Annotated in this window: 16 protein-coding genes; 3 read left to right on the top strand and 13 right to left on the bottom strand. The window is 47.0% G+C overall.

The window, feature by feature from the left end; translation table 11 throughout:
- The first annotated feature begins 340 nt into the window (after positions 1-340).
- Entirely contained in the window at positions 341-2584 is a 2244-nt protein-coding gene (locus tag Abor_RS09130; RefSeq protein ID WP_084594464.1) for a TonB-dependent receptor family protein, read from the top strand.
- 487 nt (positions 2585-3071) lie between these two features.
- Here Abor_RS09130 and Abor_RS09125 read toward each other — a convergent pair whose 3' ends face one another.
- The 5 genes from Abor_RS09125 to Abor_RS09105 form a co-directional block, all read right to left on the bottom strand.
- The gene (locus Abor_RS09125; protein ID WP_048841547.1) at positions 3072-4271 is read right to left on the bottom strand and encodes an acyl-CoA dehydrogenase family protein; all 1200 of its coding nucleotides are present in this window, start codon (positions 4269-4271) and stop codon (positions 3072-3074) included.
- Positions 4272-4370: 99 nt separating this feature from the next.
- Positions 4371-6656, bottom strand: coding sequence for a TonB-dependent receptor family protein (locus tag Abor_RS09120; RefSeq protein ID WP_232015032.1), 2286 nt, complete (start codon positions 6654-6656; stop codon positions 4371-4373).
- Between the two features lie 747 nt (positions 6657-7403).
- On the bottom strand, positions 7404-7949 hold the full coding sequence (locus Abor_RS09115) for a flavin reductase (RefSeq protein ID WP_048841584.1): 546 nt from the start codon (positions 7947-7949) through the stop codon (positions 7404-7406).
- A 106-nt stretch (positions 7950-8055) separates the two neighbouring features.
- Positions 8056-9681, bottom strand: coding sequence for a chaperonin GroEL (gene groL / locus Abor_RS09110; protein WP_048841546.1), 1626 nt, complete (start codon positions 9679-9681; stop codon positions 8056-8058).
- 32 nt (positions 9682-9713) lie between these two features.
- On the bottom strand, positions 9714-10013 hold the full coding sequence (locus tag Abor_RS09105) for a co-chaperone GroES (protein WP_048841545.1): 300 nt from the start codon (positions 10011-10013) through the stop codon (positions 9714-9716).
- Positions 10014-10568: 555 nt separating this feature from the next.
- Here Abor_RS09105 and yghU point away from each other — a divergent pair.
- Positions 10569-11441 (top strand): glutathione-dependent disulfide-bond oxidoreductase, encoded by an 873-nt coding sequence (yghU, locus tag Abor_RS09100; protein WP_048841544.1) that lies wholly within the window; start codon positions 10569-10571, stop codon positions 11439-11441.
- A 49-nt stretch (positions 11442-11490) separates the two neighbouring features.
- Here yghU and Abor_RS09095 read toward each other — a convergent pair whose 3' ends face one another.
- From Abor_RS09095 to Abor_RS09065, 7 genes are all read right to left on the bottom strand, one after another.
- Positions 11491-11913: a DUF6691 family protein gene (locus Abor_RS09095; protein WP_048841543.1), complete on the bottom strand. Its 423-nt coding sequence runs from the start codon at positions 11911-11913 to the stop codon at positions 11491-11493.
- Complete coding sequence (locus tag Abor_RS09090) at positions 11910-12329, bottom strand: YeeE/YedE family protein (protein WP_048841542.1); 420 nt, start codon at positions 12327-12329, stop codon at positions 11910-11912. The genes Abor_RS09095 and Abor_RS09090 overlap by 4 nt, the downstream gene beginning before the upstream one ends.
- Before the next feature lie 2 nt (positions 12330-12331).
- Positions 12332-13927, bottom strand: a complete 1596-nt coding sequence (locus Abor_RS09085) for a cysteine desulfurase (protein WP_048841541.1) — start codon at positions 13925-13927, stop codon at positions 12332-12334.
- Positions 13911-15290 (bottom strand): family 2B encapsulin nanocompartment shell protein, encoded by a 1380-nt coding sequence (locus tag Abor_RS09080; protein WP_048841540.1) that lies wholly within the window; start codon positions 15288-15290, stop codon positions 13911-13913. The genes Abor_RS09085 and Abor_RS09080 overlap by 17 nt, the downstream gene beginning before the upstream one ends.
- A gap of 229 nt (positions 15291-15519) precedes the next feature.
- On the bottom strand, positions 15520-16386 hold the full coding sequence (epsC, locus tag Abor_RS09075; protein ID WP_084594463.1) for a serine O-acetyltransferase EpsC: 867 nt from the start codon (positions 16384-16386) through the stop codon (positions 15520-15522).
- A 309-nt stretch (positions 16387-16695) separates the two neighbouring features.
- Complete coding sequence (locus tag Abor_RS09070) at positions 16696-17373, bottom strand: RBBP9/YdeN family alpha/beta hydrolase (protein WP_158319731.1); 678 nt, start codon at positions 17371-17373, stop codon at positions 16696-16698.
- Between the two features lie 170 nt (positions 17374-17543).
- Entirely contained in the window at positions 17544-18173 is a 630-nt protein-coding gene (locus Abor_RS09065) for a peroxiredoxin (protein WP_048841538.1), read from the bottom strand.
- A 156-nt stretch (positions 18174-18329) separates the two neighbouring features.
- Here Abor_RS09065 and Abor_RS09060 point away from each other — a divergent pair, with 156 nt between their 5' ends.
- On the top strand, positions 18330-18506 hold the full coding sequence (locus Abor_RS09060) for a hypothetical protein (RefSeq protein WP_158319730.1): 177 nt from the start codon (positions 18330-18332) through the stop codon (positions 18504-18506).
- Between the two features lie 15 nt (positions 18507-18521).
- On the opposite strand, the gene Abor_RS09055 is transcribed toward Abor_RS09060, so the two are convergent.
- Positions 18522-19598 carry an MFS transporter gene (locus Abor_RS09055; protein WP_146855151.1) on the bottom strand — a complete coding sequence of 359 codons (1077 nt, stop codon included), beginning with the start codon at positions 19596-19598 and terminating at the stop codon, positions 18522-18524.
- Between the last annotated feature and the right edge of the window lie 75 nt (positions 19599-19673).

The raw sequence follows: 19673 nt of genomic DNA, 5'->3' as shown, positions 1-19673 counted from the left end.
TCTCCCTTTTATGAGAGAGATTTTATTTTTACTGAAAAACAAAAATAAATATGTTTTCCAATACATTAGTTAAAAAATTGAAATAACACATGCAGAAGCTCTGCTTGGTATGGTTTTCATAAAAACCAGAGACCAGACACGCCTCCCCATAGTGTTAAATTTACAACATACGATACATTTTGTTGTTTATATATTTACCATGAACATTCGTTGTTATATTCCACATTTTCAATTCGCATAATTATCTTATATCTCACCCTAACGGATTAAAAGTATGGATCACATCTTCGCACCTCGCCCTCCCCTTAAGGTTCGTGCTTCGCGTGTGTGTTCCTTTTTTATGCTACCTCGCTTTAGAACGGGTCTTCTTTTGACCAGTTCAGCACTGGTTACAGCCTCAACAGCGTTAGCTAGTACAATTCCACATAAACCTGCCTCTGGCAGTGCACATACTATTTCAGCCGCGCACGTAAAAACCCCTCACGTTCACACGCACGCCAATGCTCCACAAGAAGACCATATGGAGGGTATGCATCACGACCACACATCAACCCATGCCAGCCATACGGCAGAACAGATTCTGGTCACACACCACCATACACCTGCCGTTATGCAAGCAGAGCGCAGGCTATCGCGTATCCCCGGCGGAACCAGCGTTATTGATGCATCCGTCATGCTGCGTGGACGAAGCGCCACAAACGCCGACTCTTTCAAATATCAAGCTGGTGTTTTTGCCCAAGCACCTTGCGGATCAGATGATCTACGCATTTCCATTCGTGGTTCAGGCATCCAGACAGGCCTTAACGCAACACGTTCTGGTATTCTGTTCCTATTTGATGGCTTACCGTTGACCACACCAATTGGCACCGTCAACGAATTACAAGAGCCTCTTGGCATAAAATACACTGAAGTGTTGCGTGGCGGGAATGGGTTTGATTACGGCTCTCTTATGCTTGGTGGGGCCATCAACTATGTCACCAATACCGGTTATGATGTCCAAACGTATCAAGCTCGGGTAGAGGCTGGCAGCTTTGGCTACGTTAAGGAACAGCTCAGTTCAGGCAAAGTTATTGGCAAACACGACTATTATATCAGTGTCACCAATTCTTATCGCTCTGGGTATCAGGAAAGCACAAAATCAACAAATTTTGGCATCAATTTCAATTATGGCTATAAATTTAATGATCGTATCGATAACCGGTTTTTCTTTCGTTATCGCCAAACATCAGAAGGAAACCCCTATTATCTGACCCGTTCACAGGTTGCACAAAACCCTAAACAAGCACAGGAACCCTACCGTTACTGGGGCACAAAAACCATTGAACCGGGCACCAAATATGCGGCCGACCGTGTCAGCATACGTATAGATGACAACTCCAAGCTTATGCTTGGCTTTGTTTACATGAATGCCCCAATGGATCACGAACTGGGCAATACCTCTTCTCTTTATGATATTGATTACGCATCCGGCGTGCTTAGCTACCAACGCCATGACACCCTCTTCGGCCTAAAAAGCGACACCGATGCAGGGGTTTACACAACGCATGATTTGCACGCTACCATTGACAATCGTGTTCGCAGGACAGAGGCTTATCCGGGTGTCGCAATGGGCACGCTAGTAACCCGCTCTCACCTAGGCGGAAGTGACAATGTCTTTCATGTTAGCAACAATACAGAAGTTTTTCATAACTTCTGGTTAACGGTCGCTGGCGCACTGGATTATTCCCCCCGTTCAGGTAGCCAGACATACCCAGAAAAGAGCCGCTTTCATCAGGATGCTCTTTATTTTTCTCCACGTGCCGGTTTCCGATATGTCATTAACCCGCATATTCAGGTTTACGGCAATGTAAGCCGTAGTATCCAACCAGCACAGGATTGGCAGTATCTTTCCGGCAATCTCTATACTAGCGGTATTGCAACAGGCTTAACCAAAGACTGGAGCATGCTGAAACCTCAAACTGCCACCACGTTTGAAGTTGGAACGAGCGGAGACTATGCTGGCACACAATGGAGTTTGTCATATTACCACTCGGCTGTGCATAACGAACTACTTTCTGTCATGACACCTACCTCACAGCTCTATAATAACGCCACCTATGGTAACGCCTCGCCCACTACACATCAGGGTGTCGAATTTGCGCTTCACTCCACTCTCTACCAATGGGCCGGAAACGTCATTTCTTTACGGCAAGCCTATACCTATCAGGACTTTCGGTTCAATCATGACCCGGTATGGGGCCATAACCACATTCCTGGCATTCCCCAACATTACTATCAGGGAGAACTGCATTTGGATCTGAAAAACGGTTTCTATGCAGCCGTTGATGCAGAAGTCGCGTCCTCTGTTCTTGCATCTTATGATAATCGATACCGGGCTGCACCTTACCATATTTACAACTTCAATATGGGCTACCAATGGCCCCAAAAGCATCGTCAAGTTTATCTCAGCTTTCATAACCTCGCGAATAAGCATTACGCAACTGGGGTCGTTCCTGTGTACGGAAGCGGCAATACAGAACCATCTGCTTTACTAGTGGGAGATGGGTTCGGCATTTTTGCCGGGGTTTCTGTTGGGTTTGACTAATATTACTCTGACAAAAATATGATTTTTGAGCTTCCCATGGCGTTCATTACATGACCCATGGGAAGCTAGCGTTGGACGAAGACTGACAAGCTACTCCTGAACAGGAAAACCCTTATCTGCCAGTCCCACAAGAAGATCGACAATCGTGTCATGCTCCTCTTTTAGAGCCTTCATTCAACGGATTATCGAAGCGCTCATGTAGCCATATTTCGCGCACCATGGATAAAACGTGGCGCTACTAACCCGCTCCGCCCGACACAAATTATGAGCAAACTCATTCTCTTCAGACTAATGGATCATCGCCCAACATCTGTGCATCCGTAAAACTGACAACTCATCATTCTATATACTCAGTAAACTCTCTTTCAAAAAAACTCATTTGAAAGAGAGTTTACTAAATGAACCACTCTCTCAAGTATTCAGTTCACTTCAATTACCCTCTTGCTTAACCAACAACATGTTGTAGCGTGAAGGTTATATATACCTTTTAAAACAAACCTGAGCGTGGAGGCTCTTCACCCGATATTTCCCACGCTCCCACCACAGCAGCTTTCCAATCTCTAGGGTTATGGTTGGCTACTGTTCTTGCATTTCTCCAATGACGGTCAAGGTTGTGTTTCCGTGCCGTGGCTGAAGCCCCACCAACATCAAATGCAAGTTCTGCTGCCTTTAGGGTATTTTCTATCGCCACAAATTGCGCCTTTGCTACCTCTATAGCAGCTTGATTTACTGTTCCGTTCTGAAAATTATTTTCCCATGCATGATCGATAGAAGTTGCAGCGCGTATTACGACCGCTTCAGCTGCATACGCTCGGGCTGCAATTTCACCGACCGTATGCCTTACATAAGGATCATCGGCAGATTTTTCAGCTGAACTATGTTTAATCGGCCTCACATGATTCTTCACTAAATAAACTGCATCTTTCAAAACATTAAGGGCAATTCCAGCTTCAACTGCACCAAGATAGAGCTGGAAAAAGGGGGTTATAATCGTACGTTCAGCAGTTTCAGAATGACGTCTACGAATTTCATTTTGGTAAACAACAACATTATGCAGTGTTGTAGTCCCACTAGCAGTTAATCTCTGCCCCATTGCGTCAAAATCATCTTGCAATATCAACCCCTCACGTTCACGCGGCACGATAAACGAAGTGGGTTGATCATTCTCATCAAGCGCTACTGCCGCAATCCAGTCAGCATATAGCCCACCGGTACTATAATATTTGCTACCATTAACCCGAAAACTGTTCCCATCCCGTTTTAATCTTGTGGCAATAGCACCATTCGCTCCGCCAACCTCCCACCCGGCATTACCTACAACCTCACCAGCAAGAAAGCGTTGAAACCAAAGATCTTTTTCTGCCTCGCTTCCATCAATAAGTAGGTCTTCTATAAACGCAAAAGCGGGCCTTAATGCCTGCGCAGTGTTAGAATCAACACTCGCTAAATCAATTAAAAATCGTATTACGTCCTGAACGCGACCTCCTGCTCCACCATATTTTTTAGGAATGCGGAAAGTCAGCAACTGCGCTGATGCTAACTGCTTGATTTGCTCATACGGAAGTCGCCTTTCACGTTCACGATCCGCGGCACCCTGAGCAATAGAGGCAAGCACCCTTTGCGCACGTGCATGCAAAATATCCACAGTTAAACCATCAGCAAGCTTAGGTTGCGTTGAAATTCCCATCTACTTCACCTCGTTCGTTAAAACATTTTATTCAACAATATGATTGCACGAAAAAATGACACAACAGACCTGTATCCGGTGCCTATGCCAGCACCAATATTAAAGACTGTTGCCTACATGCGGAAAATGGACAGTAACCCCTCCAAAAACGCTAAGACCATCACCTGGATAAAAGACGGCAGCATCTTTACCGCCCAAATTATATGATTGGTACGCAGCCGTGACATAGTGTTTATTCGCTAAGTTCCGAAAATCAAGAAATGTACTCCATGTTTTCGATGGAGACTCATATCCTACTTTAAGGCCGAAAATACCGTAACTCGGTGCTTTGACAGTATTCGTGTAATCAACATAATAGCTTGAAGATGCCCTAAAATCAAAATCTGCATATAAACCAATAGGATGTTTATATTGTAACGCTGCCTGATACATCCAAATTGGTAACGATGGAATTTTGTTTGTTCCAAGCGTTGCATCATGCATGTAATGAAAATCATTTACGGTTAAAGCCTGCCTAAATCCTAACGACCCATATCGTTTAAAGTTGAACAGGTTGGTATTGAGGCCAGCTTCAATACCCTGATGCACGGTGGGGCTAGCATTAGACGTTGCCGTTATTTCAGCAGTCGTGTTGGTAGCCCGTGTGACCACAACCGTAAGCAGTTCATCACGCACCCAGCTACGGTAGAGTGCCAAGCTGCCTTCAAACCTACCCAATTTACCCCGAATACCAACTTCTACAGTATTAGCGCGCTGGGCTTTTAGTGGGCCAACAGATCCAGTATTATTGTAAGGGCTTCCACCCTGAACATTGTGATACTGCCACGTTACCGGCGGATCAATAGTCCGGCTAAAATTGGCAAATAAATCAATATTTCTGTTGATTTCATAACGCAAGCCAACTCTAGGCGTTATGAAAACATTATTATAATGCTCACGGCTTTGAAGATTATCTGCCGGAACAAGGCGGTCAACCAACCTGATATTTCTGTCAATCCATATCACAGAAAACCCGCTTGTAAGCCAGAGTTTGTTAAACAACCTTGAATTATTACCTACAGAAAATACCAAATCATGAGAACCTGCGTATTTTACACGGTCACGGAGTGTCCATGTATCACGGTTGTTTTCTGTCGAAAGTGCAGTTGATGTATAGTATCTAGAATCTCCTGCAACCATATGAACATCGCTGAGAATAATATTTGTTTCACTCTCATGGCCAAAAAAATTATCTTTCCTATTATATTTTAGAGAGTTATTGAGGTCGGTCGACCTCCATAAATTAAACTGGTACGTGTGTGTAGCGTTAAATAATGGATAGTTGTTCCATGTTATGCCATATTCAAGTTTGGAATCATCATCGAATATATAATCAGTTTTAAATCCAAGCATTGTGCTATGGGTTGGTCGGTTTCCCCAATCATTAGGGTTTATGGTTGGGCTATGTTTTACCTGATCTTTTGTGAGCAACCCACCAAAGTGTCCAGCTCCTTCGTCCCAACGGAAAAGGAGGCGTGCTGACAGCCTATCGGTAAAGCGGTAGCCTAGATTGGCCACGACATCCGTTCTGTGCATTGCTGTAGCGGTCTGAAAGCCTTGCCTATTAGTACGCGCGACCGTCACATAGTAATCACCCTTACCATGATCGAATGTGCCACCCTGGCTAACCTGCTCCTTGAGTGTTCCGTAACTACCTGCCTCAAAATGGGCCATTAAACCAGGCGCAGAAACTCCTGTATGGGTCACAAAGTTAATACCACCACCCAATGCGGTTGCCGCATAATCAAAAGCGTTTGCGCCATACAGCACTTCTGTTCTTTGATATCCGGTATTATTGAGTCTATCCTCCTGAAAGCCGCCAACGCCACTTACAGTCAGCCCGTCCACCAGATATTTCATACCAAGGCTGTAACCACCATAAAATGATCCTGCGCCAGACCCACGGATCGATATCTTATTCCCCGTGCTCCCAGTTGTTGCCTGCGCAAAGATACCCGGCTGAAACGCAAGAGCATCTTCCAACGTAGCAGCACGACCTTTTTCCACCTCTTTACTGTCAATAACAGTAAAATTACCAGGATTATGCCTTAGGCGCCGCTCGACGGCTCTTATTGATCCTGAACTAGTGACCTGAATTTGCTCAGCATCAGATGCCGCAATTGAAGCAGAAGAACCAAGCTTACCAGTTTTCTTACCCCGAGAATAAGCGGGTTTATTCTGTGGTTTTAAAATCTGCTGAGCATACGCGCCTTCAACCAAAAATAAGGGCTGCACGAAGCAGACAGCAGTCATCAACTGCGTAACCCGGAGTAATGTGGTGGGCGCCATACTGGCACTGGATACATTTTGCGCCTTGTAGAACGCTAATGTGTAATTTTTACGCATAATACGACACCTTTAACCTACGCCTTTTAGCGCTCAATATTTGGCAATACATCGCTAAATTGCCGTATCTTATTGGTGAGAGTTCGCTTTCTATTATCTGCCTAACGCCCGATAAAAAGGACCACATGGCAAATCCCGCCTCATATAATTCACCACATTTCAGTTCTAAAACTCTAGTTGGAATTATTATTTTTATAGAGCAGTTAACTAACTTCCTCGTAAGACTAGCAAGTCTGGTGTTACGAGAGCCTGCTCCACCTACATCGGACACACACATGGTCACTACCTCTTTCATAGGCATAGCGGCATAATCATGGAATATAATATTCCACCACAAAAAATAGTAGTCAATTATAATTTTACGATTCTATTTATGCATTTATGAATTATGCATATTTTTTGATTTTTCTGATTTCCGTCAACGGTATTCCGGCGGATGAGCGGAAAATATTGCAGCTCTCTGGCAACCTGAAGTACTATGACCGATCTAAACCCATGACTGTCCCTGTCCCCCAAGAACAAGCCCACGCAATTAAAGCTGCACAGAATACGACATATTCTTCCAAATATTCGCAATAATAGCCAATTTTATGCTTGCTGGCCGTAGCAGACACTTCATCGATTGGACGCATAAACTCTGCTGTACCAAAGCAGTGTCTATGACTACGGCTTATATTTATGCGGCCATTATAACAACTTAGATTGCTATTCCGCCCCATAATTCACTTATTTTTTACGATATAACTCTTATGTTTGCGCAGGGAGATGATGAAACGCTCTGTCAAACCAGACTAAGCCTTTGGTATTCTCCGTGTGCAACCCAATATCATGAATATGAGCAACAAGAATATCGTGTGACCCAGATGAGAGCGTTTGTGCAATACGCCCGACTAGCGTAACCGCGGCATTGGCAAGAACGGAGGCGCCGCCGAGCCGTTCAACCCAGTCTGCGCCAAGAAATTTTTCGTTCTGATCAGTTTTGCTTGACGCAAAACGAAAGGCGAGCTCTTCATGACCGGGTTCGAGAATACTGATACCAATAACACCATTTCTCAAGAAGGCTGCGTGAGACCGGTTATCACGGTTAAGGCAAACCAGTACGGTAGGCGGCTCAACACTCACGCTACATATAGCAGACACAGTAAGACCATACCGACCGGCAGGCCCATCTGTTGTGACTAACGCCACAGGCGCACTGAGGCGGCTCATTGCTTCGCGGAACACATCGGACGAAACAAACTCCGATTTGTCTCGCTGTATTTCTTTATCAACCACATATAGCTTTTCTGTCATAAAGTTAGCTCCATTACTTTCATTGAAAAATTGGTAAGCTTTCAAAACAGATGAGGGCATCGTCATAAGGCGATGCCCTCTCTCTTTCTCTTACAAAAAACGATCCTCAGAACCCGTGATCTGCTCCGGACGGTGCGGGTGGACTTTTAGGCTCCGGTTTATCTGTCACCAGCACTTCCGTGGTGATAACCAGACCGGAAACCGAAGCCGCATCCTGCAAGGCTGTCCGGACAACCTTGGTCGGATCGATAATCCCAGCCGCAACAAGGTCTTTATATTCACCAAGCTGCGCGTCAAATCCATAATTATAATCAGAGCTTTCCAGTACCTTACCTGCAACTACGGCACCATCTTCACCTGCATTCGTAGCAATCTGGCGCAATGGCGCTTGAAGTGCCTTACGCACAATATCACCACCAACACGTTGGTCTTCATTATGGAAATGCAGATGTGCCACCACCTCTGTGGCACGCGCCAACGCTGTACCACCACCTGGCACAATGCCTTCCTCAACGGCAGCACGGGTTGCGTTCAATGCATCATCTACACGGTCACGTCGTTCCTTCACTTCTGTCTCGGTTGCTCCACCAACACGGATAATCGCAACACCACCAGCAATCTTGGCTAAACGCTCCTGAAGTTTCTCACGGTCATAATCAGACGTAGTGTCCGCAATCTGCGCACGGATCTGACCGACACGGCCTTTGATTGCTTCTTCCTTCCCTTCCCCGTCCACAACCGTAGTATTGTCTTTGTCAATCACAACACGCCGTGCCTGACCCAACTGGGGCAGTGTCACATTTTCCAGCTTGATCCCTAGATCTTCGCTGATAACCTCACCACCTGTCAGGATAGCAATATCTTCCAGAATAGCCTTGCGCCGATCGCCAAAACCAGGAGCCTTGACGGCAGCAATCTTTAGACCACCCCGAAGCTTGTTCACCACCAGCGTGGCCAGCGCTTCCCCATCCACATCTTCAGCAATAATCAGAAGGGGCCGCCCGGACTTCACCACCGTTTCCAACAAGGGAAGAAGCGGCTGAAGAGAAGAGAGTTTCTTTTCGTGGATCAGAATGTAGGGGTTTTCCAGATCAGCAATCAATTTTTCTGTATTGGTTACAAAATAGGGGGAGATATAACCCCGATCGAACTGCAGCCCTTCAACAACGTCCAGCTCTGTCTCGAAGCCTTTAGCTTCTTCAACTGTGATAACGCCATCTTTGCCTACTCTCTGCACCGCATCAGAAATAATACGGCCAATTTCTACTTCACCGTTCGCAGAAATTGTCGCGACCTGAGCCGTTTCTTCATGACCAGAAATAGCTTTGGTACGCTTACGTAATTCCTCAATAACCGCCTTAGTTGCGTGCTCAATCCCACGCCGCACGTCCTGCGGGTTAAAACCTGCGGCAACAGCCTTCAGACCCTCTTTGGCAATGGACTGGGCCAGCACCGTGGCTGTAGTTGTACCATCGCCGGCCAGATCATTTGTCTTGGTTGCGACTTCGCGCACCAATTGTGCACCAAGATTTTCGAACTTGTCAGCCAGTTCAATCTCTTTAGCAACAGACACACCATCCTTGGTGATGCGCGGCGCACCAAAGCTCTTTTCCAGAACGACATTGCGGCCTTTGGGGCCAAGCGTCACTTTGACGGCATCAGCCAGAATATCAATACCATTCAGCAGGCGCGCACGGGCATCTGTTGCAAATTTTACGTCTTTAGAAGCCATTTTATTAATCCACTTTCAATAAAAATTTTACATTACTGTGTATTATCAAGAATACCGAAAAGATCAGATTCCTTAGCAATCAGCAAATCTTCTCCTGCAATACTGACCTCTGTGCCAGACCATTTACCAAACAGTACATGATCCCCCTCTTTAACGCTCAGCGGCACAACCTGACCGCGTTCATCACGCGCCCCCGGCCCAACCGCCACAATCACAGCTTCAACCGGCTTTTCCTTGGCTGTGTCAGGAATAATAATTCCGCCAGCTGTTTTTTCAGCAGCGGTAATACGCCTCAACACAACACGGTCCTGTAAAGGACGAAATTTACTCATTGTATTTGAACTTTCTTGGGTATTTACGAAACTGCTCTCAGGCCAAGGCATAAGACGTTTTAATCTGACGGAACTGCCGGACAATCTGACGGCTTAGAGCACCAGAGCGATCGAGATATGATTGTGAAAGGATTTCACGGCTTCATTAACAGCGTAAAATCGCAGTTTCACACCGTTTACAATCCTGAATAAAGGAACCGACAAAAACACCATCGATTTCGAGAATTTTGGATGTCACCATAACACTCTACCTTCTGCACATCTTGCAGAGCCGACAGTTTCCTATCGGCAAATTTGGGAAACACTTCGGCCTACCAACCGATTGCTCCTACATCGGCTCCAGACCGACATTTGGTAGTAACTGCGCATCATACTTTGACTCCGCTGGTGACATCAGTCGGCCACAAACTGAAACAGATGATTCCACCTGATTTAAATGTAGTCAATATATTAAATCGTTATATTTCGTTGTTTTTTATATGGACGAATTATATCGTTGTTTTGAGGTGAAGAGCATGTCACTTTGACTATCAATGTCACAGATGGAATAGTTTTATGAGCAACCAGATCACGCCTTATCAGCCACCCAAAGTCTGGAAGTGGCACGGCTCAGATGGTAGTAAGTTTGCCGCCACCAACCGGCCTGTTGCTGGGGCTACCCATGAGAAAGCCCTTCCCGTTGGGCGCCACCCCATTCAGCTTTATTCATTGGGCACACCCAATGGCGTTAAAGTCACCATTTTGCTTGAGGAACTTCTAGCCTCTGGCTATGCAGATGCTGACTATGATGCGTGGCTCATCAATATTTCTGAAGGGAGCCAGTTCGGGTCAGGCTTTGTTGCCATTAACCCCAATTCAAAAATTCCTGCCCTTGTTGATCATAGTATCACTCCACCACTCCGAGTTTTTGAATCTGGCTCTATTCTGCTCTATCTAGCAGACAAATTTCAGGCCTTTATTCCACAAGATATTCACGGCCGCACAGAATGCCTTAACTGGCTTTTTTGGCAGGTGGGAAGTGCTCCTTACGTTGGTGGCGGCTTTGGCCATTTCTACGCATATGCACCTGAAAAACTGGAATATCCCATCAACCGCTTTACTTTAGAGACCAAACGACAACTAGACGTTCTTGAACGCCGCCTACAGGACGTGCCTTATATTGCTGGTGAAACCTATAGCATCGCCGATATCGCAATTTTTCCATGGTATGGCGGTCTGGTAGAAGGCGGGCTATACGGTGCATCAGACTTTCTGAATGTTCAGGCCTATCCTCATGTAAAAGCATGGGCAGACCGCCTGTTAGCTCGCCCAGCAGTGCAGCGCGGCCGTCGTGTTAATCGCATAAGCGGCCCCGCAGAAGAACACTTACCGGAACGCCATGAAGCCTCTGATTTTACGGAAAAAAGCATAGCTCAGCACAATACCTAAAGAGCATTTCTCATGGTCGTCTGCTTTCACACCTAGCGATAGCAGACGATTACCCCCTGTATCTCGAGTAATAGCTCTGTAAGTACTGCGTGCCTTTCCATCCCAGTAGAATACTCACAACCAGAAGCCACGCTTTCCAACCGTCCAGCCCGAGCAAAACAAGGGCCGGGCCGGGACACACGCCAGTCAGCCCCCAGCCAATACCAAACAGGATTGAACCCAGTATAAGGGCCACATTAGGCGGCCAGCGGCTCGGCCAGTGTTGCACATCTGAAAATTGCCGCCTACGCAGCCACCAAAAACCGGGAAGTGTCACAGCAACAGCACCCCCCATAACAAAAGCCAGAAGAGGGTTCCACGCGCCTGTCACATCCAGAAAACCCAACACATTGGCGGGGTCTGACATGCCTGAAACAATTAGACCCAAGCCAAAAATAAAACCACAGAGCGCGGCCACCATAGTCTTCTTCATAAGAACCAGCCCCCGATATGCTGGAGAAAGACAATAAGCCCGGCCGTTACCATAAAAACCAAAACCGCAATCAGAGAGCGTCCTGACAGATTTCCGAGCCCACACACACCATGGCCACTCGTACACCCATTCGCCAATCGGGTGCCTGCGCCTATCAACAGGCCAGCAACCAGCAGGCGTTGCCATGCCAAATGACGGAAACTTTCGGGTACAGGCGCTCCCGTAGCGCGCACGATAACCGCAGCACCAATCACGCCAGCAAGAAACGCCCAACGCCAACCCGCTACGGGACGCGAGAATGCATTACCCAGAATACCACTTACTCCGAGAATATGCCCTGTTGTCGCTTTCAAAAAAACGACGGCACTCCCAATCAGAATACCGCCGCCCACCGCACTCAAGACCGCAAGAACCATGCTCAGTGCCTTACCAGTAACCTGAGCGTAGAGACCAGAGTATCTACGTCCTCAAAACTGTTATAGAGACCGAAAGATGCCCGCACCGTGGCCTCTACACCAAAACGCCTAAGTGCAGGCTGTGCACAATGGTGCCCAGAGCGCGCAGCAATACCGTAACTGTCCAGATATTTTGCAACATCGGTCACATCATGCCCTTTAACCACAAAAGACAAAACACTCGCCTTGGCCGCAGCCGTCCCGATAATCCTAACATCCGGTAAGCGCTCAAATTCAGCAGTGGCATACTCAAGCAGCGCATGTTCGTGCGCTGCAATGGCCGGCAGGCCTATCTGCTCCAGATAATCTACCGCAGCCCCCAACCCAACAGCGCCAGCTATGTCTGGCGTACCTGCTTCAAACTTCTCGGGTAGCCCTTGAAACTCCGTATGAGTGAAGGTGACATCCCGTATCATGTGCCCGCCACCCTGCCAGGGCGGCATAGCCTCAAGGAGTTCGCGTTTACCATAAAGAATACCGATCCCGGTAGGGCCGTAAACCTTATGGCCAGACAGCACCAGAAAGTCTGCATCCAACGCGGCCACATTTAGTGGCAAATGGGGCGAGGATTGCGCGGCATCAACCAAAACTGGCACACCATATGCATGCGCTAAAGCGATGATCTGTTCAATTGGGTTAATTGTACCCAGCGCATTGGCAACATGCGTCACGGCAACAATTTTTGTGCGTCCGGACAAAAGAGCTGCGAACTGTTCAAGCAGAAGTTCGCCTTTGTCGTTCACAGGAGCAACCCGTAAGACGGCTCCTGTCTGTTTGGCCAACAACTGCCACGGCACAATGTTAGCGTGATGCTCGATCGTCGTAATCAGAATTTCATCACCAGCGCCAATATTAGCACGTCCATAACTTTGCGCCACCAGATTAATGGCTTCTGTTGTACCTCTTACAAAAACGATCTCAGCAGCTTCATGTGCGCCAATAAAACGCTGGAGTTTCTCACGCGCCCCTTCAAAAGCGTCGGTAGCACGTGCAGCCAAAGTATGCGCTGCACGATGGATGTTTGAATTATCCCGCTCGTAAAAACGAGAGGTGGCGTCAATTACGGCTCGCGGCTTTTGTGTTGTTGCTGCGTTATCCAGCCAGACCAGCTTATGTCCGTTGACGGACTGATTAAGAATTGGAAAATCGTTTTTAATCTGCCGGATATCATAACCAGAAAGGGTTTTCACTACGCTACCCGGTTTCTGAGAAGCGTGCAGAAAATACGGAGCGGTTGATCCCTGTGCCGCTGTATCAGGCGAAAAAGAGTGGCTAGGCAGAGACACCGCACCCGAGAAAAATGGTGAGACAGCTTTTTCTGAAATTGCACCAAACGAACTGTCTGGCGCAGCAGGCCCAGTTACGGGAGTTCTTGACCAGACAGGCTCATAGCGGGATGCATCAGCCCCTGACGCAAAGGCGGGTGATGTAAGCTTCTGGTTACCAAAGGGAGCAGCGTCAGCCGCTCCCTCGTTCAGAACATCCCGAAAAGCTTGGGCAAGCAAAGACTGGTGCGCCGAGATGGAGGGCGCACCGTCAACATCAGGGTGCGTAGTCATAGTAATTTCCAATCAGCACGTTATCGAGCCGGGCAATGGCATCTTCGACCAAAACAGCAGCAGAAAAGTACCGTGTGATGAGATGAGACGCGACAGAGAACTGGTCGGTGCCGCTATAACGCACGGAAAGTCCTGGCTCGACCTCCCCCGTGATGCCCGTATTGTGTAACCCAATAACCCCCTGCTCTTCTTCCCCAACCCGAAGCAGTAGAATGCTGGTTTCTCCTAGTTCCGAGACCGGAATTTTGTCTGATGGAACAAGAGGAATGCCGCGCCACGTCAAAAAAGGTGAACCAAAAAGGGTTACTGTTGGCGGCGGAACACCCCGGCGCGTTGCCTCACGGCCAAAAGCCGCAATTGCTTTGGGATGCGCTAAGAAAAAACCGGGCTTTTTCCAAACTTTGCTGAGTAGCTCATCCAAATCATCCGGTGTGGGCGGCCCACTTCGTGTTGGAAGGCGCTGAGCGATCGCAGTTTCCCGCAACAGACCGAATTCAGAATTATTGAGAAGCTCCCACTCTTCACGCTCCCGAATAACGTCTATGACCACCCTAACCTGCTCGCGCAACTGGTCAAACTCATTACTATAAAGATCGGTAATGCGCGTATGCGTACGCAAAACAGTTTGCAGGGAATGCAGATAATATTCACGTGGATGATCCTGATAATCCACGAATGTTGTTGGCAGTTTTGGTTCACCATCAACACTGGACAGAACCTGAATGGCTGCCTCTCCATACTGGTTTACGCCAACACCTGCTTCCCCTTCCCGTTCAATCTGGTCAAAAGCATCAGTCAACCAGGGATATTCTTCTGCCAGAGCAGGAGAAAGCGTAAGCACTGTTGTGTCACTAGTAGCAACAAGTGGGCCATGCTGTGCATCGTTCCGAACAACACTACTTTGACCGGCCGCTAGAAACAGATTCCTGACTTGCCGCCCTTCTAACGTTGTCGCTTTTTGCTGTACCTGCCCTTCCACAACAATCAGAAGGCTACCATCATCAAGCGAAACCTCTTTTCCTGTCGGTAGTTTCTGTGATTTAAACGCCTTACTGATAGCATGAATATCTGCTGGCTTCTGACCGGAAAAACCGGGAAAAAGAGAAAGACTTTCAGGAGTGGGAACGACAGTATTGCCCTGTCCCGCAAAAACCACACCAGCAAATCGTGACGAGATGATGCGGCGCCTGTTCACACGAAAAACACCGCCCCCAACATTGACCCACGGCAAAAGCCGGTGCAGCCAGCGCGGTGTACGCTCCAAATTCTGGACGCGGGTAACGTGCGCTGTAGAAAGCTGCCTTGCTGACAAATTACGATCAAGCGCAGACGCACCTGCAGATGTAGGCTGAATTTCAGTCATGAACAACTATACCTTATGGCTTTAATACTATAAAAATATTAATAATTTATTTTTACAACTATTTAACAACATCGCATTTGTAGACGAACCGGATAAACCATTTTTCCGCTCCAGCATATTGTCGGTAATCCTGAATAGGAACCCGTAACTCTGAGCGTAACACCTCTCTATCAAACGTCAACAAAAAACAGAATTTTTTGTGTGTATTAATATATAACGATTATTTTTGTTATAATATATAGTCTATGGCCGGAAGAGATTGGTCAAATGTCAGCGCGGGCAAGTGAGTATGACGCCCGACAACCTGCGCCGGATTACCAAAGACACACGTAAAAGCCGGAACATTTTTCACAACGACCGATCCACCACCCACTTTCGCCCCTTGCCCAATTTCAATAGCCCCAAGTATTTTGCTGCCAGGCCCTATTATTGCCCCTTGCCGCACCGTTGGGTGACGCTTCCCACTCTCTTTACCAGTACCCCCTAGTGTTACACCCTGAAAAAGTACAACATCCTCTTCAATAATAGTTGTTTCACCAATTACAATTCCGGTTCCATGGTCGAGAATAAGACGTTCACCCAGAACAGCGGCAGGATGGATATCAATATTCCATCGCTCCGAAATGAGGCTCTGGAAAAATCTGGCAGCTGTTTCCCTTTTTTCCTCCCACAAAATATGCGCAACACGATAACATTGCAGTGCATGATAGCCTTTAAATTCTAAAAAAGCCGTGCCATAGTCACGCACCGCAGGATTCCGATCGTACAACGCCATCAAATCAGAGCATGCGGCCCTAGAAAGATGAGGGTGCACCGCATAGAGTTCCTGCAAAAAACGATACAGATACAGACTCTCTTCTTTTTCTAACAATAATTTCTCTGATAAAAGTAAAGACAATGCCATAGAAAAATGTATTTCAGAAGCTACCTTGCCGCCACCACTCCTTGCTAGCAAACCATCCAAAAGTGGATTGGAGTCTGCTTGCAGAAGATCCCATACAGTCTCAAGATCACTCTTTCCGAATGCGTTGACAGCCGAAAATAAATTGTTTTTACCCAATTTTTGTTCACGAGACCTATAAGCCTGATCGCCCATTATGAGTCATTACTTTCAAAACCGTTTTTAAAGAATATTTTCTGGAAATGGTTTTTCAGAGCATACACTCAGGCAAAAAAAGAATAGCCCGCCCAAAGAGACGCAAAGCGCCGTCTTTACGCTGAACAGAAAACAAAACAAATGTAGCTATTATAAAAATCATTTTATCCAATAATAGTTTTATTAATATCCAAAAAATAAATTTATATTCTAAGAGATAACATTATTTTTCATTGTTAACCCACACAGCGTCCATAACAAGAAAGAACCCATAGAATGTCAGCGTTATGAAAAATCATCACCTGCTCTCTATTGCAGTGTTTTTTTATGCAGACGCCGTAAGCCCGTCTTCTCGATCAGAACAGTTTGGGCCAACCGATCCAGAAACATCAGACCATCCAGCCAGTATCCCAGATCACACTGGTTACCGATATGCCCCTTACGACCGGCATCAACAAAAGAAGCGTTCCAATGCCGGGCAAACGTACGAGCCCGCGTAACACTCAGCCATGGATCATTACGACTGCCAACGACCAATGCAGGAAAAGGTAACGAAGAAAGCGGCACCGGGCTAAACGCCGCAACACGAGAAATATCCTGTTCTGGCCCATTCTCGACATCAGCTGGAGCAACCAGCAAGGCTCCTGCCACTGTATCTGGCAAGAGGCCCTCCTTAACAGCATGCGCTATCAGCACGCAGCCTACACTGTGCCCCACCAACAGCACCGGTTTTTTACTTTTTTTGACAGTAGCAACCAGCGTCATTATCCAACCTTTATAGTGGGGCCTTGACCAAATTTCCTGATTGACCCTTCCAACGGGAATGCCTTCTGCCTGAAAGAGTGCCTGCCAAAGAGACTGCCAATGATGACGGGCAGAGCCATCTAAACCAGGTACAATAATAAGTTCAAACGCTGCGAGAGACGTAGAAAGATGACGGACAATATCCGCAGGCACGTCATCAGTAGTCTCAAGCTTAGCCTGCAAAGAAAACGCTCTTTGTTTCGCTAATTTTTGCATTAAAAACGCTGATTGCGACACAGCTTTACTTTTGACCACAGAAGGCATGGTTCTTGCGTATTTTACTTCTGGCGTTCGCTTGTTGACACTGTGCCGCACCCTGATAGTCCCCTTTGGTTACTCTGTTTCTGCGTGTTTTATGAAAGTTTCACTAAACGCAGATAGGGTTTGAGAGTCTTCCATCCCTGAGGGAAAAGCGTTTTTGCCTGCTCATCACTGACAGAGGGGGCGATAATCACATCCTCCCCCGCTTTCCAATTTGCGGGCGTTGTTACCTTCTGTTGGTCTGTCAGTTGCAGACTATCCAACACGCGCAGAATTTCATCGAAGTTTCGCCCTGCTGAAGGAGGATAGGTCAGTGTCAGTCTGACTTTCTTGTTGGGATCAATAATGAAAACACTTCTCACCGTTACCTTTGGGTCAGTATCTGGGTGGATCATGCCATAAAGGGTCGAAACCTTTTGATCTGTATCTGCAAGGATAGGAAAATTCACAATACCGCCCTGAGTTTCGGCAATATCTGCCTCCCAAACCGTATGATCTTTGAGCCCATCAACAGACAGACCTAGTACTTTCGTGTCCCGCTTAGCCCACTCAGGCGCAAGGCGGGCAACAGCACCAAGCTCCGTTGTGCAAACGGGGGTAAAATCTTTCGGGTGGCTAAACAGAATACCCCAAGCCGTCCCGAGCCATGAATGAAAATGGATTGGCCCCTGCGTGCTATCCTGCACGAAATCAGGAGCGATCTGACCAAGCTGGAGTGTCATAAGTTCCCCTCAGAATCACACAATAAAATCTGAGATAAAAATAAGCACATATTTTTATCGTTGTAAAAAATATAATTCATCATATTTTAGTGGAATAAGATTATCCAACGATCGAAAGCACCGACGGTAAGACGTCCAGCCCTCATGGAGAACACAATGTTATTCAGAAAAATGCTCTGGCCGACTTTTGCCATAGGGGGGCTGCTTGCCATTGTGGCAGGAGCCTCTCTCCCCCACCACAATGCTCAGGCAGTGCTTTTTGCTTTATCTGACGCCACTGCTAGCCTGTTCCAATACGACGTAACGCTGCAACCACTAGAAGTCGCATCATGATGAAAACAAACCAGGCTATAAAGGCCGCGAGGCTATTATCTGATGTGGTTTGATAAAAAATATGCAGATGGCTGATATAAGGCACAATAAAAAGCCAAAAAAGCCCACCCACATGTACTGCCCACTATTACCCGCCACACCAGCCAGTAGCGTGGTTGCGGCTTGAGAGAGCATCCATACGCCCCCAGAGCGGGACGCAAGCTTACCAGAAGGGTCAATCAAACAGGTTACACCAACCAGACTAGGGTAAATAAAAAACCATAGGGCATAATTTAAAGAAAATGCTGTGTTAAAAAATAACCACGATGGTGGCCACGCCTGAAAAATACAAATCACTCCCGTCAGGATAAGTGCCGGACTTAACAAGCGCATATTACTTTTATTTTGGCTCAACCGAACACTGAAAAGACAGACACATAAACCAAAAAAATTTGCAAAGGCAGACAAAGCACCAAATGCGTTAGGTGTAAGCCCTACTGATGCAGCGATCCGTTCTGTAAATGGCCACACAGCAAGGCTACCACCTGTATAACATAAAACAGCAAGTAACGCGGCAATCTCTTGGCCAGATGCCGGGTGGGCCGCTTGTGGCGCCTCCGCAGTCTTATGGGGCCTATTAGGTAACAGCCGCATCAAGGGCATGAGCAAAAGAACAATGCATGCCAATAGTAAAAAAATACCCTTTTGCCCAAGCACTTTACCAACATATGGCAGAAAAAGGCTTGATGCAGAAAAAACGACTGTCTGTACAACCATAACAAACGAAAGCACAAAAACAGGTTGCCCTATGCGGCTGGCCCCCACGTTAACAACTGTGTTCAATGCCCCTAGCCCCAAACCGGACAAACCACGTAAACACAGTAGCCCCCAGAAAACATGCAAATAAGCTGACCCGGTTTGTGCAACAACAACGCAGCCCGCAGCAACAAGGGCCAGCATCCGCAAACGCACACGATTTACGTGGGGTGCAATGCCTGTCATGGCAGCAGCATAGGACAGCATTTCTATGCTGCTCCAAAGACCAGCCTGTGCTGCTGTCATCTGGCCATTTTTTATCAACTCCCCCACAGCAAATGGGCCTAGCGAGTTCATACTGTGCGCGGCACAATCTGCTGCGCTGATAGCAGCTAATGTTATAAGACCAATTTTACGCGTTTGCCCCCACAT

This window comes from Acetobacter orientalis, assembly GCF_000963965.1.
GTDB lineage: Bacteria > Pseudomonadota > Alphaproteobacteria > Acetobacterales > Acetobacteraceae > Acetobacter > Acetobacter orientalis.
The sequence above is the reverse complement of the archived record's forward strand: the minus strand, read 5'-3'. Positions and strand labels throughout refer to the sequence as shown.

What these genes read in the sequence shown, in the direction of transcription:
- Abor_RS09130 (WP_084594464.1), top strand. Translation starts at nt 341, where the DNA reads ATGCTACCTCGCTTTAGAACGGGTCTTCTTTTGACCAGTTCAGCACTG.
- Abor_RS09125 (WP_048841547.1), bottom strand. Translation starts at nt 4,271, where the DNA reads ATGGGAATTTCAACGCAACCTAAGCTTGCTGATGGTTTAACTGTGGAT.
- Abor_RS09120 (WP_232015032.1), bottom strand. Translation starts at nt 6,656, where the DNA reads ATGCGTAAAAATTACACATTAGCGTTCTACAAGGCGCAAAATGTATCC.
- Abor_RS09115 (WP_048841584.1), bottom strand. Translation starts at nt 7,949, where the DNA reads ATGACAGAAAAGCTATATGTGGTTGATAAAGAAATACAGCGAGACAAA.
- groL (WP_048841546.1), bottom strand. Translation starts at nt 9,681, where the DNA reads ATGGCTTCTAAAGACGTAAAATTTGCAACAGATGCCCGTGCGCGCCTG.
- Abor_RS09105 (WP_048841545.1), bottom strand. Translation starts at nt 10,013, where the DNA reads ATGAGTAAATTTCGTCCTTTACAGGACCGTGTTGTGTTGAGGCGTATT.
- yghU (WP_048841544.1), top strand. Translation starts at nt 10,569, where the DNA reads ATGAGCAACCAGATCACGCCTTATCAGCCACCCAAAGTCTGGAAGTGG.
- Abor_RS09095 (WP_048841543.1), bottom strand. Translation starts at nt 11,913, where the DNA reads ATGAAGAAGACTATGGTGGCCGCGCTCTGTGGTTTTATTTTTGGCTTG.
- Abor_RS09090 (WP_048841542.1), bottom strand. Translation starts at nt 12,329, where the DNA reads ATGGTTCTTGCGGTCTTGAGTGCGGTGGGCGGCGGTATTCTGATTGGG.
- Abor_RS09085 (WP_048841541.1), bottom strand. Translation starts at nt 13,927, where the DNA reads ATGACTACGCACCCTGATGTTGACGGTGCGCCCTCCATCTCGGCGCAC.
- Abor_RS09080 (WP_048841540.1), bottom strand. Translation starts at nt 15,290, where the DNA reads ATGACTGAAATTCAGCCTACATCTGCAGGTGCGTCTGCGCTTGATCGT.
- epsC (WP_084594463.1), bottom strand. Translation starts at nt 16,386, where the DNA reads ATGGGCGATCAGGCTTATAGGTCTCGTGAACAAAAATTGGGTAAAAAC.
- Abor_RS09065 (WP_048841538.1), bottom strand. Translation starts at nt 18,173, where the DNA reads ATGACACTCCAGCTTGGTCAGATCGCTCCTGATTTCGTGCAGGATAGC.
- Abor_RS09060 (WP_158319730.1), top strand. Translation starts at nt 18,330, where the DNA reads ATGTTATTCAGAAAAATGCTCTGGCCGACTTTTGCCATAGGGGGGCTG.
- Abor_RS09055 (WP_146855151.1), bottom strand. Translation starts at nt 19,598, where the DNA reads ATGAACTCGCTAGGCCCATTTGCTGTGGGGGAGTTGATAAAAAATGGC.